General features: G+C 70.4%; 16 protein-coding genes. 5 read left to right on the top strand and 11 right to left on the bottom strand.

The genetic code is table 11. The annotated features are described in order from the left end of the window. Positions 1-127: 127 nt before the first annotated feature. Positions 128-2,074, bottom strand: coding sequence for a hypothetical protein (locus tag ABZ470_RS28145; protein ID WP_362915111.1), 1,947 nt, complete (start codon positions 2,072-2,074; stop codon positions 128-130). Between the two features lie 165 nt (positions 2,075-2,239). Here ABZ470_RS28145 and ABZ470_RS28140 point away from each other — a divergent pair, with 165 nt between their 5' ends. The 3 genes from ABZ470_RS28140 (at position 2,240) to ABZ470_RS28130 (ending at position 5,612) form a co-directional block, all read left to right on the top strand. Continuing rightward, positions 2,240-2,881, top strand: coding sequence for a hypothetical protein (locus ABZ470_RS28140; protein ID WP_352014625.1), 642 nt, complete (start codon positions 2,240-2,242; stop codon positions 2,879-2,881). Next, positions 2,881-3,543 carry a hypothetical protein gene (locus ABZ470_RS28135; RefSeq protein ID WP_362915109.1) on the top strand — a complete coding sequence of 221 codons (663 nt, stop codon included), beginning with the start codon at positions 2,881-2,883 and terminating at the stop codon, positions 3,541-3,543. Before ABZ470_RS28140 ends, ABZ470_RS28135 begins: the two co-directional genes overlap by 1 nt. Before the next feature lie 1,226 nt (positions 3,544-4,769). After that, positions 4,770-5,612, top strand: coding sequence for a hypothetical protein (locus tag ABZ470_RS28130; protein WP_362915107.1), 843 nt, complete (start codon positions 4,770-4,772; stop codon positions 5,610-5,612). Here the strand turns inward: ABZ470_RS28130 and ABZ470_RS28125 are convergent. Next, complete coding sequence (locus tag ABZ470_RS28125) at positions 5,602-6,774, bottom strand: hypothetical protein (protein ID WP_352014622.1); 1,173 nt, start codon at positions 6,772-6,774, stop codon at positions 5,602-5,604. The genes ABZ470_RS28130 and ABZ470_RS28125 overlap by 11 nt on opposite strands. Positions 6,775-7,350: 576 nt before the next feature. On the opposite strand from ABZ470_RS28125, the gene ABZ470_RS28120 reads away from it, so the two are divergent. After that, positions 7,351-8,283, top strand: coding sequence for a DsbA family protein (locus ABZ470_RS28120; RefSeq protein ID WP_362915105.1), 933 nt, complete (start codon positions 7,351-7,353; stop codon positions 8,281-8,283). A gap of 56 nt (positions 8,284-8,339) precedes the next feature. On the opposite strand, the gene ABZ470_RS28115 is transcribed toward ABZ470_RS28120, so the two are convergent. The 9 genes from ABZ470_RS28115 to ABZ470_RS28075 all read right to left on the bottom strand — a co-directional run bounded on the left by ABZ470_RS28115 (position 8,340) and on the right by ABZ470_RS28075 (position 13,088). Beyond that, positions 8,340-8,636: a DUF1416 domain-containing protein gene (locus ABZ470_RS28115; RefSeq protein WP_352014620.1), complete on the bottom strand. Its 297-nt coding sequence runs from the start codon at positions 8,634-8,636 to the stop codon at positions 8,340-8,342. After that, entirely contained in the window at positions 8,636-9,475 is an 840-nt protein-coding gene (locus tag ABZ470_RS28110) for a sulfurtransferase (RefSeq protein WP_352014619.1), read from the bottom strand. The genes ABZ470_RS28115 and ABZ470_RS28110 overlap by 1 nt, the downstream gene beginning before the upstream one ends. 15 nt (positions 9,476-9,490) lie before the next feature. Further along, on the bottom strand, positions 9,491-9,889 hold the full coding sequence (locus ABZ470_RS28105) for a DUF4395 domain-containing protein (protein ID WP_352014618.1): 399 nt from the start codon (positions 9,887-9,889) through the stop codon (positions 9,491-9,493). Positions 9,890-9,951: 62 nt separating this feature from the next. After that, positions 9,952-10,035 (bottom strand): putative leader peptide, encoded by an 84-nt coding sequence (locus tag ABZ470_RS28100; protein ID WP_352014750.1) that lies wholly within the window; start codon positions 10,033-10,035, stop codon positions 9,952-9,954. Positions 10,036-10,124: 89 nt separating this feature from the next. Further along, the gene (locus tag ABZ470_RS28095) at positions 10,125-10,463 is read right to left on the bottom strand and encodes a thioredoxin family protein (protein WP_352014749.1); all 339 of its coding nucleotides are present in this window, start codon (positions 10,461-10,463) and stop codon (positions 10,125-10,127) included. A 155-nt stretch (positions 10,464-10,618) separates the two neighbouring features. Beyond that, positions 10,619-11,434, bottom strand: a complete 816-nt coding sequence (locus ABZ470_RS28090; RefSeq protein WP_362915103.1) for a zf-HC2 domain-containing protein — start codon at positions 11,432-11,434, stop codon at positions 10,619-10,621. Beyond that, positions 11,431-11,982, bottom strand: a complete 552-nt coding sequence (locus ABZ470_RS28085; RefSeq protein ID WP_184712468.1) for a sigma-70 family RNA polymerase sigma factor — start codon at positions 11,980-11,982, stop codon at positions 11,431-11,433. Before ABZ470_RS28085 ends, ABZ470_RS28090 begins: the two co-directional genes overlap by 4 nt. Before the next feature lie 27 nt (positions 11,983-12,009). Next, positions 12,010-12,690: a DUF2993 domain-containing protein gene (locus tag ABZ470_RS28080; RefSeq protein WP_352014616.1), complete on the bottom strand. Its 681-nt coding sequence runs from the start codon at positions 12,688-12,690 to the stop codon at positions 12,010-12,012. A gap of 146 nt (positions 12,691-12,836) precedes the next feature. Beyond that, complete coding sequence (locus tag ABZ470_RS28075; RefSeq protein WP_352014615.1) at positions 12,837-13,088, bottom strand: MoaD/ThiS family protein; 252 nt, start codon at positions 13,086-13,088, stop codon at positions 12,837-12,839. A 205-nt stretch (positions 13,089-13,293) separates the two neighbouring features. On the opposite strand from ABZ470_RS28075, the gene ABZ470_RS28070 reads away from it, so the two are divergent. After that, complete coding sequence (locus tag ABZ470_RS28070; protein WP_352014614.1) at positions 13,294-14,007, top strand: response regulator transcription factor; 714 nt, start codon at positions 13,294-13,296, stop codon at positions 14,005-14,007. Positions 14,008-14,037: the final 30 nt, after the last annotated feature.

Genomic DNA, 14,037 nt, shown 5'->3' with positions numbered 1-14,037 from the left:
GCTTCACGGATCGCTCCGCCGTACGGCACGGCGAACCCGGGGCCGGGGGCACCCCGGCAACCAAGGTCGGCCCTCCCCGGGTGATCACACCTCCGCATTGACCAGGTCGTTACCGCGAGGGGACGGTTCATTGCCGCCTACGCCAGTCGAGCCTCGCCGGAGGCGGCCCGAGGTTGGGTGGGGCGCTCTCGAAGGGGGTCGGCTCGTGGCGCCGTGTCTCCTCGGCGCGCTCCAGCACCGCCTCCTTGATCTCGTCGAACTCCCCGAGGGTGGTCTTGGGGAAGGTGAGGATGGCCGGGTTGGCGTCGGCGAGACGGACCCTGCGGCCATGGGCGGTGGCGTCGGTGACGATGACCGACGTGGTGGGAAGCTGCTGGAGCTGGTGGGGTTCGACGAGGAACTCCCGCGAGCGGTGCAGGACCCGTTCGGTCTCCCCCATGGCCTTGCTCGCCTGACGGCCCCACTCCGTCGAGGAGGTTATGTCCTCCTTGAGATCGGTGCCTCTGACGTCGCGGTCGTCCTCGCCCGCGTCGGGGTGGCCGACGGTCGAGACGTAACCGCCGTCGAGCCCGGCGCCCGCGGCGCTGATCGTCTCGGTGAGCTGGGCGATTTCGAGGCGGTGCTCGGTGCCGACGTGCTCGCTGGCGATCCTGGCGTCCTCGGCGTTGCCCAGGCGCATGAACGCCACCGCGGCGTGGCCCCGCCCGAGGCGCTCCCGCACGGTCGGGGTGAGCGCGCGGTAGGTGAGCACCAGGCCGGTCCGCGAGGTCTCGCAGGCGTCCATCAGCCGGTCGAGCACGTCACCGCGGAGCTTGTCCGCCCCGGCGACGATGATCGTGTGGTACCACGGCCGTTCCGAGGCGGGTGACTGGCGCAGGATGTGGGTGAGCGCGGTGGCGACGTAGGTGCCCAGGACCCGGTTGCCGAGCACCCCGGCCTGCCGGTCCATGGAGACCACCCGCAACCGCGCGGGCGGCAGCCGTACGGCCTCCGAGCCGAGTGTCTCCAGCTTGCGCAGCTGTGATTCGAGGGCCCAGGCGCGCTCGATCACCACCCGGTCGCTGACGCCGCGGCCGAACAGCGTGCCGATGCGTTCGAGCTGGGTCGCGGTGATCAGGCCGGACAGGAGGTCCTCACGCGGGTCGCCGACCTGGGCCAGGGCGCGCAGGGCCGCGGTGACCTGGTTGATCGTGGCGTTCTCGCCGAGGACCTCAAGGACGCGCTCCAGGATCGCGTTGTCGAACGACAGGTCCCTCGGGTGCTCCTCGCTGACGCTCACCACGTGGGCGAGCACGTCGGCGAAGGCCTCTGGCGGCAGCGTCGCGCCCAGGTCGAGCCGGGGCAGGTCGCCGGGCAGCACCCACACCAGCGGGTCGTCGCCGCCCCTGCGCGCCAGCTCTATCAGGTCCTTGGCGATCGCGCCCTCGGACAGGTCGAGCACGGTCAGGTGGCCGCCGCTGTACAGGCGGGTCGCCCCGAGCAGGGTGATCAGCGCCGACCAGCCGGGCAGCGTGCCGCCCGCGACGTCGATGCGGTCGATCTCGTCGGGCACGGTCACGGCGTACCAGGTGAGCTGGCGGTCGTGGAGTTCCTTGCGCTCGGCCCACTCCCGGTAGCGCACGGCGTGCTCCTCCTGGGCCTGGAACAGCTCCCTGTCACGTTCCTCGCGCTGCCGGTCGCCGACCGCCTGACGCTCGCGGATCCGGTGTTTGACCGCCCGGTTCCCCTGGCGGATCGCGTAGCTGCAGAAGACCGCGATCCCGCCGGAGGCCACCAGCCCGGCCGCCGCGAAGGACCAGCGCAGCAACTCGGTGACGCCCAGGACGAGGATCAGCACCGCGAGCGCGGTCATGAACACCCTGAAGACCTTCATCGGGCGGGTCATCAGGGCCTCGTTGAGGCGCTCCCTGCGCATCCACTCGGCGTCGGCCCTGTCGTTGGTCACGGGCCCGCCGTCCGCCGGGGAGGGCCGCCTGGGAGCCGGACCCGGATCAGGGTGCAGCAGGGCGTACTGCCAGCCCAGGTAGATCCGGTCCGCCTGGAGCTGCGCATGCTCGGGATGCACGTCCGCCACGGAACCTCCGCCATAGGGCTCTCGCCGCCTCGGAGACAGCGTAAGAGTTGGACCTCCGATTCGGGCAGCGTTCCCGTCAATCTGCTGCATTTTCCCCATGTTCATCGCCGCTTAAGGGATGAATGAGTCGGATGGGGTGAAGGTAAGCGATTACCATCCTTTGTCATGACGTCTCCCTCCGGTGGCGAAAGCACGCGACGGCGCCCGGTCGCGGTCCCGGTAGCCGCTCTGGTGGTGGCCACCGGTCTGGGAGTCACCGCGGCCTTCGGTGGACTCGCCGAGGCTCCCAAAGAGCCTCCCAAACAGCTCGGCCCCGGCGCGACCGTCGACCAGGGTGAGTTCACGACCACCTTCGTCGAATCGCGCACCGCCTTCCAACCCGACGAGTACGGCGGGGAGGGCAAGCGCTTCCTTGAAGTCGTGATGAAGGTCACCAACAAGGGCGAGAAGACCACCACGGTCGGCTCCCCCTGGTCCGGCACCCAGCGGGGCCTGCTGTTCGGCGCGGGCCTGCTCAAGGTGACCCCCGAACTCAAGACCCCGTACGGCCCGCTGACCTCCGTCGCCGCCGAGGGCGTCCCGAGCCAGCAGCTCCACCCGGGCGTCCCCTCGACCGTGGTGATCAAGTACCAGCTGACCGACGGTCAGCGTGCCCCCCAGCAGGTGAAACTGGACGTGGGCACCTTCGAGTTCAACGAGGGCTTCAGCCACGAGCTCGGCTGGGTGCTCGTCAGCGAGGACCCCAAAGGACCGCCGACCGTCGCCGCGCAGGTCACCCTCCCGGTCCAGCGTAAGGAAGGCGTCTGATGGGGACCGTCGCCCCCGAACGCGTGGGCGCGCCCACCCGTGGACGCCGCCGTGCCCCCTCCCAGCCGAACAGGTGGCACAGGCCGGTCGGGCTGCTCGTCGGGGTCGCCTTCGCCGCGGCGGCGGTGTGGGCGCAGACCTTCGCCTACACGCGCGACGACCGTGGCGGCCCGCTCACATGGACCGGCGGCGTCGGTGACGAGGTACGGGCCTCACGTGTCTGGGTCCAGGCCAGGGCGGTGCACGCGGCCAAGACGATCGAGGCGCCGGGACTGGGCGGCAAGACGGCAATCGCGAAGACCACCGGGATCTTCCTCGTGGTCGACCTGGCGGCCCAGGCGACCAGGGAGCCTCAGAAGATCGTCTCGCTGGAGATCCTCACGGCGGACGGCAAGCGTTACACCTCGACCGACCGGGTGCCCGAGACCCAGACCATCAAGCAGTTCTTCGTCCAGCCCGGCTGGTGGGCCACCGGACCCGCCGTCTTCGAGCTGCCCGTCTCCGAACTGGCCGGAGCCCGTATCGTGGTCAGCTCCGTGCGCGGGTTCATCGTCGAGCCGTCCCTGCCCGAGGTGGAGATCGACCTCGGCCTGGACGAGGCGGGCGCGGCCCGGCTGGTATCCGAAGCCAAGGACGTCTATTCGTTGGGGAACAAGAAGTGACGGGCACGCCGCATCCCGGAGACGAAACCACGCCCGGTTGGTCCTCTCCTGTGGAGCCCGGCCGGCCCGCTCCGGAGGAGGAGCCCCACGCCCTCCCCCCGTACGGCCTGCCCACCCCGCCCCCGGCCTCCCCGCGGGACGCCCCCGGGCAGGACTTCTTCCGCCCCGGCGCCCCCCACCAGAACCTCCCCAGGCCTGATGCCTCCCACCAGGGCTTCCCAGGACCGGACGCCTCCCACCAAGGCCTTCCCGGACCGGAGACCGTCCACCAGGGCTTCCCGGGACCGGACGTCTCCCGTCAGGACTTCCCCAGACCAGGCGTCTCCGGGCAAGACCTTCCCAGGCCGGACCAGGGCTTCCCAGGACCGGACGTCTCCCGTCAGAATTTCCCCGGGCCAGGCGTCTCCGGACAGGGCCTTCCCGGGCAGGAGGCCGCCCACCAGGGCTTCCCCAGGCCCGACTCCCCTCATCCGATCCCCCCAAGGCCGGATATATCCGAACGGGACTCCTTCTTCCAGGACGCCCCTTGGCAGGACTCTCCCCGCCAGGACGCCTCTCCGCAGGACGCCCCCCGTCAGGGCTCTCCCTGGCAGGGCGTTTCCCCGCAGAACCCTCCGGCCCCCCCATCGGGCGCCCCGTGGCCTTCCCAGGGAGCCCAGGGAACCTGGCCCCAGCCGCCCAACGCCCCCGGCGTGCCCTCTCCGGCCATGCCCTCCACCCCGGCGCCTTCCTCCTCGGCCGTGCCCGCCTCTCCGCAGGCCCAGCCCACCCCGGTCCATCCAGGCGCGGCTCACCCAACCCCGCCCCAGGCCTTCCCGCCCCACCCCGGCCCGACCCAGCCCATGTCGGCCCACCCCGGCCCTGGGCAGCCCGGCTCTGGGCAGCCCGGCCCGTCCCACTCCGATCCTCGGCCCGGCTCGCACCGCGGGCCCCAGCCCGAGTCACCCCAGCCCGGCCCACACCCCGGCCCCCAGCCCGGCCCGCCCCTCCCCGGCCCGGCTCACCCCGGCCCTCAGGCAGGCCCGTCCCACCTCGGTCCTCAGGCCAGTCCGCCTCAGTCCGGTCCTCAGGCAGGTCCGCCTCAGTCCGGCCCAGCTCACCCCGGTCCTCACCCTGGCCCGCGCTCCGGTTCCCAGGCCGGTCCGGCCCAGCCCGGCCCGCCTCACCCCGGTCAGGCGCCGGCCGCCCCGGCGCAGCCCGTACGGGCTCCCCAGGCACAGCCCCCGGTGGGCCCCTCCTGGTTCGCCTCCGACCGTGGCGCCTTTCCCGACCAGCAGGTCTGGCCCCCGACGGTCCGTGAGGAGCACGCCGGGATCTCGACGCAGCCCTTCCCCGCCGTCCCCGCCGCCCCGCTGCCGCCCAGGCAGCCCGTACCCGCCATGCAGCCCCTGGGGATGACCCAGGAGTCCCCTGCTCCCACTGCCGGTGTCCCCGCGGCCGCCCCGGTCGCCGACGACGCCGAGCCCGACGGGGCCGCCGGACCCGCCGACCCGGCACCGGCCAGGCCGGGCCGTACGGCGTTGCGGGCGGTCGGCGCGGTGCTGGCCCTGGCGGTCGCCATCGCCGTTCCCACCATGGACGGTTACACGACCTACCGTGAGGCACGTCCCCCGGACAAGATCCACACCTTCGCCGCCGGTCAGACCGCGTCGTTCAAGCATGTGTCCTGGCAGGTGAACGTGGAGGTCGTCGACAGCATCCCCAACACCCGCCCGACCCCGCCCGACCGTCAGTGGCTGAAGATCAGGATCACCCGGATCGCCCTGGACCAGGAGGGGATCATCCGCCGGGTTCCCCCCGAGGTCGAGGTACGGGCCGCCGACGGGCGTGTCTGGAAGGTGGAGCCCCTCGACGACGACCTGCCCCTGGATGCCAAGGACTACAGGGTCGGCGCGCCGTACCACTACAACATGGTCGGTGTGGTGCCCAGGGCTCTCTCCTCCCAGGTGGAGGTCTACCTGCGTCCCAGCCCGGCGCGGATCATCGAGAACGAGTCCGTGGAGGACATGTTCAAACGGTCCGCGAAGGAGGAGGAGCTGAAGGACAACGTGCTGCGCTTCAGGCGCTGATCACCTCTCCGGCCTCGCGGCTACGCGTGGCGGCGATGTCGAACGTGGCCGCCAGCAGGCAGATGGTCAGCACCTTGACGAGGAGTTCCCTGATCACCCCGGCGGGGTTGCCGAAGAGCACCCAGCTGAAGGGCTCCTCGTTGCCGATCAGCATCCGTATCCCCTGGTCGGCGTAGTCGGTTCCCACCCGGATCAGCACGTAGCACAGGCAGAACAGCCCGAACAGGGCCGCCCCTCCCCGTACGGCCAGCCGGAAGGCGTTGGCGGGTGGGACCCAGCGCTCCTGGAACCCGGTCGTGGCCCGGGTCATGGTCGAGCGGGTGAGCGTGTGGGTCTGCTCCATCCGGTCGGCCACGGTGTCCAGCCTGGTCCCCCGTACGACCGCGCGGGTGTCCTCGGCGAACGCGCCGTAGACGAGCGAGGCGACCGTCAGCCAGGTCAGGGGTTCGACCAGCGCGGAGACCACGTACGGCCAGGCCTCCCCGATGGCGCCGGTCACCTCCTTCCACCCGGGGATGTCGCTCCGGGCCTGTTCGGCCCAGCCGTTCAGGGTGGCCACCGCGACCCGGCCGGACAACCAGTCGGAACGCGCGGAGACGAGGGTGAACATCGCGTTGATGCTGTAGAAGGCGAAGGCCAGCTCGAAGAAGGCGGCCATGATGCCGCTGCCCCTGACCTTGTCGTTGGCGTGCCACCAGCCGAAGAGCGCCTTGAGCCCGTAGGCCACGACCGCGATGCCGAGCGAGATCCGGACGTCCAGGCCGACCAGGCCGGTGCCCGTGGTGATGGTCTCACCGGCGAAGCTCCGCGCCAGGTCCTCCCCGACGTTGTGGGTGATGTCGAGGGCGACGAAGTCCCTGGCGTCCTCGACGTGGAAGCTCCAGGCCATGTAGATGGTGGCGAAGACCAGCGTGGCCCGGTTGAGCGCGCCGAACAGGTTCTCCTCGGCCTCCTCCCCCGCCCGCCGTACCTGGATCTCCCTGAGGGCGCCACGCACGGAGTAGAGCATGCCGACGGTGATGACGAGCTCGTTCATCACGATCAACGTGAAGATCAGCATCGTGACGACGAGCCGGACCTGCCGGTAGTCGCCGTGCGACAGCTCGGTGCCCGCCCACAGCAGGCCCGCGCGGATCGCCCGTCCTGCGGAGAACCAGAGCACCAGTGAGATCCCGCATGCGCCCAGGATTCTCAGGGTGTGCAGGGGCAGGGAGTACGCCGTGAGCGCGCTCGGCCCGCGGCCCGCGGCTCTCGATGGCGGTAGCGGCGGGGACATAGCAGGCGTTCCGGACACCCCAGGATCCTAGCGGCCCGCACGGACGGGAACGCGAGAACGCCCCTCCCAGGGAAAGCCCTCCCGGGAATCACGGATCGGCGGCTCGAATTTCCCCTCGGACCCGACAGGCGCCCCGCAGGGCGGTCAATCCGTCGGCCGTCCCATCGCCGCCGACGAGCGGATCGGCGAACCCAGGACCGTCAGGACTTTCCTTTCCCGCATTCGGGGCTCATACCCTGAGAACGGCCTCGGCGGAGATTCCCCCTGCCGGTGAGCCCAACGACCTGCCAGGCAGGACACCGTTCACCGGCGATCCGCGAAAACACGTCGCGCGCATCGGAGTTCGAGCGAACCCTTGATCCGTTCGACAGAACCCTTTCGAAACAATCATGCGATTCCGGCGCCGTACAGGCCTTCCTGAGGCCGTTGAATAAACCGCGGGGCCCGTTTGTTTGAGCGGCTATGAAGCGCATCGAAGTCTGGGCGGACATGGTCTGCACCTGGGCCCACGTCGGCAGGCAGCGCCTGGTGAGTGCGGGGTTCGGCGAGGACGTCGAGGTCGTCTGGCGTCCCTACCAGCTCGACCCGACGGCCCCGGGGCCCCAGGCCGAGGCTCCGCGCGACCCGGCCGTCCCCACGGGAGAAGCCCCGAAGGGCCCGATCTGGGGCGCCGTCCCGCAGCCCAACACCTTCGACGCCCACCGGGTGATCGCCGTCGCCTACGAACGCGGCGGCTCCGCCCTGCAGGGCGCCGTCGTCGAGCGGATTCTGCGCGCCCACTTCACCGACGGTTCGGACATCGGCGACCGCGCCGTCCTGGCCGATCTGGCCGCCGAGGCGGGTCTGGACGGCGTGGCCGAGGCGCTCGCCGCCGGAGAGGGCACCGAGCAGGTCCGCTACCAGCTCCTGCGCGGCAAGGCCATCGGCATCGGCACCTCACCGACCTTCGTGGTCGGCGACCAGGCCGTCGCGGGCGCCCAGTCGCCGGAGGTCCTGCGCGACCTGGTACGGCACGCCGCCCCCGGCCGTGATCTCCCTGAGGAGGTCACGCGCCTGCGTCACGCGGAGTCCCTGCTCGACGTCCGTGACCCGCTCGGCGCGCTGGAGATGCTGCGTCCGCTGCTCGAAGACCACGGCGACGACCCGGCGGTCGGGCTGCTGGCCGCCCGCGCCTACTTCGGCTCGGCGCAACTCGGCCGGGCGCTGCGGACGCTTGAGCCGCTGGTCGAGCGCGCTCCCGGCGACCACTACGCCAGGTTCCTGCTCGGCCGGACCCTCGAACGGTCCAACCGCCCCGACGAGGCCCTGCCCCACCTGCGCCTGGCCGCGGCCATGTCCTCCGACCCCGCCTACGCCGACGCGGTCCGCAGGGTCGAACGACGCGGAGCCGCGTAGAACGCGAGAAGCCGGCGCCCCTGGTGGGGCACCGGCTTCTCGGCGATCAGGTCTGGTCAGACAGCCACGGCGAGCTGCGTGACCTCACCCAGGCGGGCCTGGGCGGGGATGTCCTTGGTGACGCCACCACCCGCGATGATGCGGACGGTCCACTCACCGGGGGCGGCGAAGAAGCGGAAGATGCCCTCTTCGGACACCACAACCTCACCGGTGAACTCGCCGGAGTGGTCGAGCAGGCGGGCGTAGGCCGTGCCCGTACCCGAGACCACTCCCTGGATGACGGCCTGGGTCGAAAGGTCGATCCCGGCCGGAAGGGCGATCGTCTGTTCCGGAGCAGCGCATCCCTGAGTCATTATCGAGCCTCTCCCAGTTCGATCGGCACGCCCACGAGCGAGCCGTACTCTGTCCACGAACCGTCGTAGTTCTTGACGCTGGCCTGACCGAGCAGCTCGTGCAGGACGAACCAGGTGTGGGCCGAGCGCTCGCCGATACGGCAGTAGGCGATGGTGTCCTTGGCGAAGTCGACGCCCTCGGCCTCGTAGAGGGCCTTCAGCTCCTCGTCGGACTTGAAGGTGCCGTCGTCGTTGGCCGCCTTGGACCACGGGATGTTGCGGGCGGTCGGCACGTGGCCGGCGCGCTGGGCCTGCTCCTGCGGAAGGTGCGCGGGGGCGAGCAGCTTGCCGGTGAACTCGTCGGGCGAGCGCACGTCGACCAGGTTGAGCTTGCCGATCGCGGCGACGACGTCGTCACGGAAGGCGCGGATGGTCAGGTCCTGCTCCGTGGCCTGGTAGTTCGTGGCCGGACGGTTGGGGACGTCCTTGACCAGCTCGCGGGAGTCGAGCTCCCACTTCTTACGGCCGCCGTCGAGCAGCTTGACGTTCTCGTGGCCGTAGAGCTTGAAGTACCAGTAGGCGTAGGACGCGAACCAGTTGTTGTTGCCACCGTAGAGGACCACGGTGTCGTCGTTGGCGATGCCCCGGGAGGAGAGCAGCGCCTGGAAGCCCTCGCGGTCCACGAAGTCGCGGCGGACGGGGTCCTGAAGGTCCTGCCTCCAGTCGACCTTCACGGCGCCACGGATGTGGCCCTTGTCATAGGCGCTGGCGTCTTCGTCGACCTCGACGAGGACGACGCCCTCGGTGTCGAGGTTGGCCTCGACCCAGTCAGCGTCCACCAGGACGGCGGAGCGGCTCATCGGAATCCTCCGGGATTAATTTGCGGCGGGAAATATACGGCGAATGATCAGGAACATCTCGCAGCCAAGGCAGAAACCGAAGGCGGCGTTGAGAAAGGCGGCGAAGAGAGCCGCGGCGGTGGCGCCGAGGGCCAGCGGCGTGATCTGCGTGACGTAGCCGACCAGACCCACCAGGGCGAAGACCAGACCCACTCCCTGCGCGAAGCGCGGGGGGGTCGCGTCCTCCAACTCCGGCGGAGGGCTTTTCACGATCCCTTTGAAAATCATCCCGTACGGCGAGGCACCGAGGAGGCCGAGCGCGAACACCACGGTCTGGGCTCCCAGCAACCAGACGCTGCCCGTCACGAGGACGAGAGCGAGGACGACGGTCGTCAGAGCCGCGGAGAAGCGAAGGGCACGGGGATCAACCTGCATCGCTCGATGCTCCTGAAGGGGTGTACAGATCGGTGCGGCATGGGACCGCTTGAGATCGCCCTTTAGGAAGCGCGACAGAGCGCGGTGGCGACGCGGCAGAAATCTACCGCGCGCCGCTTAGTCAGCAGCTCTGTCGAGGGGTTCATGCCGAAGACACTACCTCGACGCTCCATCGTCTGTCACATCCCTGCCCACAATGTGAGACAAATTTGCCCAATGAATGATATTTGCCTGTTCATTCGCCGACGGCGAGGCCGAGCGCCCCGATCACGTCGGCCTTACGTGGCTGCCCGGAGGCACGTTTCACAACACGTCCTGACGCGTCAAGGATCAGTACGGTCGGGGTTCGCAGGACGTTCAGCGAACGGACGAGATCGAGGCGGGACTCGGCGTCGATCTCCACGTGCGCCACCCCGGCCACCATCGCCGTCACCTCGGACAACACCCTGCGGGTCGCCCGGCAGGGCTGGCAGAAGGCGCTGGAGAACTGCACCAGCGTCGCCCGCTCTCCCAGGGGGACTCCGAGATCACCGGACGTCAGCCGCTCCACGTCGCCCCCAACCTCACGCGGCACGCCGTCGCGCCGCCGTACGATCACGCCGACCAGCGTGGCCAGGGCCAGCGTGACGAGTACCACTGCCAATCCGGTCACGGAGCACGACAACACGCGCCCGCGACCGGCCATTCCCCGCGGCCGGCCCGAACCCGGGCCGGAGCGGCGGAATCCGGTCAGGGAACGGCCACGCCGACCAGCACGCGGCCCTGTGCCGTGGTGACCTCGACCCTGGTGACGGTCCCGAACGGGATCGTGGTGCTTCCCTGGAAGGGGCCGGAGCGGTCGTAGGCGGCCTTGTTGACCACCCAGTTGGCCGCCGTCTGCCGCCGGCCGTCCGCACCGACCACGTCGAGCCTGCACGGGGTGCCCTTGGCGATCCCGGAGACGACGACCTTGACGGTCGTGGTGCCCTCCCCCTCGGCCATGCTCACCGTGACGTGGACGGGGCCGTTGTCCCCCTTGACCGTCCGGCGCCTCTCCGGGACGTCCGAGAAGATCCGGGCGTCCTGGGAGTTCTCGTTCGAGGGCGCCTCCGAGGGCACGGTGGCGTACCCCTGCCCCCCGTCGTCCTTCATCGCCTTGGACAGCTGCCCGCTCTCACCGCCCGCCGAGGCCGAGACCGCCGCGGGCAGCGCCTCCGAGGAGGCACCGTCCTGAGCCGGGCGCATGGCCGACCACATGGTCCCGCCCAGGCCGACGACCAGCACGGAGGCCGCCAGCGAAAGCAGCACCCTGCTCAGCCTGCGCCGTCTGACCCGCGCGCTCAGCAGCCGGTCGAGTACGGCGTGCGGCGGGCTGACCGCCTGCGCCGCGTCCTCCTGGGACACCTTCTCCAGGAAGGCCGCGACCCCCGTCAGCTCCTCGAACTCCGCGCGGCAGCCCTCGCACTCGGCCAGGTGCGCCTCGACGAGCACGCACTCCTCCGGTTCGAGCGCCCCGAGCACGTACACCCCGAGCGACATCCGCACGTCGTCACAGGTCATCATCATGGCGCGAGCCCCCGCTCCTCCAGCGCCAGCTTGAGCGCCCGAAGCGCGTAATACGTGCGCGACTTCACCGTTCCGGCGGGGATACCGAGCGCCTCGGCGGCTTCCTTTACCGACTTCCCCTGGTAGTAGACCTCGGCGAGCACCTCGCGGTGCTCCGGCCTCAACGTGGCCAGCGCCTCGGCGACCGCCCACGACTCGACGGCCCGTTCGAGCTCGTCGTCGGCGGGCACGACGGCCAGCGCCTCGTCCCCCATCTCCGGCGGACGCGCCTTGCGCGCCCGGTGCTGGTCGACGACGAGGTTGCGGGCCACCGTGAACAGCCACGCGCGGATGGGCTTCCCGCTGAGCGCGTCAGGGTGCCGCCACGCCCGCAGCAGCGTCTCCTGCACGACATCCTCCGCTCTCCCCGGGTCACCCGTCAGCCGCAGAACGTAACCGTAGAGTGGGCCGCCATGCTCGTCGAAGAGCGCTCTGACGAGCTGCTCGTCGGCGGTTCCGGCTTGGCTCACACCCTCACGACGTACGGCGCGGCGCTTCGGTTCAGTCATACGTCGCCCACCCGGGAGAGCGCGTCCTCAGCCGTGCAGGGGAACGTCGGTCGCCTCACCGGAGACCCGTATCCCCTGGGGCACGACGCGCACGCCAGTGATCTTCACGCCGAACGGCAGGTTCTTGACCGGGATGCGGTAGTCGATGAACCGCTCCGGGTTGGGCACCGGGATGCCGCCGCCGACCGTGACCTTCTCCGGGGTGAACCGGATCTCCCCCGCGGAGACGCCGATCTTCAGGTCGGCCTTGACCGGGACCTTCTGGCCGAGCACCGTGACCTCCCCGTTGACCGTCAGGGTGTCGCCGTCGACCGCGACCTTGATCCCGCGCGGCGCCCTCTGGTTCAGGACCTGCAGCGGGACCTCCACGGTCCCCTCGACCCGTCCGGCGCGGATGTCGGCCCGCTCCGAGTTGAACAGCAGGTCCGACAGCGGGGCGGTGACGTCGTGGAGGGTGAAGTCGACACTGGACAGGCGCAGCCCGTTCAGGACCATCGGGCCCGCCGCGACCTCGACCTCGTCGTAGCGCCCGGCGACCGCCTGCGTGAGGAACGGGATGCCGAGGATGCTCACCTCCGGCGATCTGTCCAGGTCGTATCTCGCGGTCGCCTGCCGGGCGATCTCCCGCTGCGCCCCGGCCACGGCCACCCGGTCCAGGATCGCGAACAGAACGAGCAGCAAAACCAGGAAAGCGACCAGCCTGCGCATCTGACTCCCCGTTCGGTGCCTCGACCCGGTGTCTCGACTCAGGGCCTCTCAGTGCCTCGGTTCAGTGCCCCGGTCCGGCCAGAGTGCCATCGCAGCACATCCCCCGGCAATTCTTCGCAAAACACCTCACCAACCGCCGGATCCGATCACCCACCGGCGAACGGCGGCAGCACCTCGACCGTCACACCGTCGGCGAGGACGACCGTCTCGTGCGCCCGCCTGCCGACCGGATGGCCGTCGACCAGGAAGGACGAACGCCCGACCACCCTGGCCAGCTCCGCGCGTCCCCGGGTGACCTCCGCGAGCAGTTCGGCCAGTGTCCCGGCCTCGAAGGGCTCCTCCGCGACCCCCGAGGCCTCCTTCGCCGCCGCCCAGTAGCGAATCGTTCCTCTCGCCATGGTCCGACCAACCCCTCCCATACACACTGGGTCATCATCCTGTTACCGTGAATCCACGAGGTGAACCGTGTTCATCAGCTGGACACTCCATGGACGCCTCAGCCACGTCGGCTATCCTCACCTACACGGGACCTGGGCGACGTAGCCCCCGGGTCCTTACGTGTTTGTACGGCCAGCAGCCGGCACGACGCGGGAAGGAGGCACCGTGAGCAATCTCCTGCTGCTCACCAACGCCCTTGAGCCCTCCTCAGAGGTGCTCCCGGCGCTGGGACTGCTCCTGCACTCGGTGCGGGTCGCCCCCGCGGAGGCCTCGGCGCTGATCGACATCCCGCCCGCCGACGCCGTACTCGTCGACGCGCGCCGTGAGCTGGCCCACGCCAAGGGACTGTGCAGGCTGCTGCGGACCACGGGCATCACCTGCCCGTTGCTGGTCATCGTCACCGAGGGCGGCCTGGCCGCCATGACCGCCGAGTGGGGCGTCGACGACGTCCTGCTGGACGGCGCGGGCCCCGCCGAGGTCGAGGCCCGGCTGCGGATGGCCGTCGGCAGGCTCGACCTGTCCGCCGCCGAGGAGGTCCCCGACGAGATCCGCAGCGGTGACCTGGCGATCGACGAGGCCACCTACACCGCGCGGCTGCGCGGCCGGGCGCTGGACCTGACGTTCAAGGAGTTCGAGCTGCTGAAGTACCTCGCGCAGCACCCCGGCCGGGTCTTCACCCGCGCCCAGCTGCTGCAGGAGGTCTGGGGCTACGACTACTTCGGCGGCACCAGGACCGTCGACGTGCACGTCAGGAGGCTGCGCGCCAAGCTCGGCGCCGAGTACGAGTCGCTGATCGGCACCGTGCGCAACGTCGGCTACCGTTTCGTCCCCGAGCGCGGCGGCGAGTCCGCCGACGAGCGCGAACCCGCCCACCACTGACGGACGCCACGCGGGACCACGACGGATCCC

This window comes from Streptosporangium sp. NPDC020072 (assembly GCF_040631445.1).
GTDB lineage: Bacteria > Actinomycetota > Actinomycetes > Streptosporangiales > Streptosporangiaceae > Streptosporangium.
Note: the sequence above shows the minus strand (reverse complement) of the source record. Positions and strands in the feature narration are given on the sequence as shown.

Bases quoted from the DNA above. Each gene is read 5' to 3' on its own strand.
- ABZ470_RS28080 (WP_352014616.1), bottom strand. From the start codon at position 12,690: ATGCGCAGGCTGGTCGCTTTCCTGGTTTTGCTGCTCGTTCTGTTCGCG.
- ABZ470_RS28115 (WP_352014620.1), bottom strand. From the start codon at position 8,636: ATGACTCAGGGATGCGCTGCTCCGGAACAGACGATCGCCCTTCCGGCC.
- ABZ470_RS28140 (WP_352014625.1), top strand. From the start codon at position 2,240: ATGACGTCTCCCTCCGGTGGCGAAAGCACGCGACGGCGCCCGGTCGCG.
- ABZ470_RS28090 (WP_362915103.1), bottom strand. From the start codon at position 11,434: ATGATGATGACCTGTGACGACGTGCGGATGTCGCTCGGGGTGTACGTG.
- ABZ470_RS28075 (WP_352014615.1), bottom strand. From the start codon at position 13,088: ATGGCGAGAGGAACGATTCGCTACTGGGCGGCGGCGAAGGAGGCCTCG.
- ABZ470_RS28110 (WP_352014619.1), bottom strand. From the start codon at position 9,475: ATGAGCCGCTCCGCCGTCCTGGTGGACGCTGACTGGGTCGAGGCCAAC.
- ABZ470_RS28135 (WP_362915109.1), top strand. From the start codon at position 2,881: ATGGGGACCGTCGCCCCCGAACGCGTGGGCGCGCCCACCCGTGGACGC.
- ABZ470_RS28105 (WP_352014618.1), bottom strand. From the start codon at position 9,889: ATGCAGGTTGATCCCCGTGCCCTTCGCTTCTCCGCGGCTCTGACGACC.
- ABZ470_RS28120 (WP_362915105.1), top strand. From the start codon at position 7,351: ATGAAGCGCATCGAAGTCTGGGCGGACATGGTCTGCACCTGGGCCCAC.
- ABZ470_RS28100 (WP_352014750.1), bottom strand. From the start codon at position 10,035: ATGAACCCCTCGACAGAGCTGCTGACTAAGCGGCGCGCGGTAGATTTC.
- ABZ470_RS28085 (WP_184712468.1), bottom strand. From the start codon at position 11,982: ATGACTGAACCGAAGCGCCGCGCCGTACGTCGTGAGGGTGTGAGCCAA.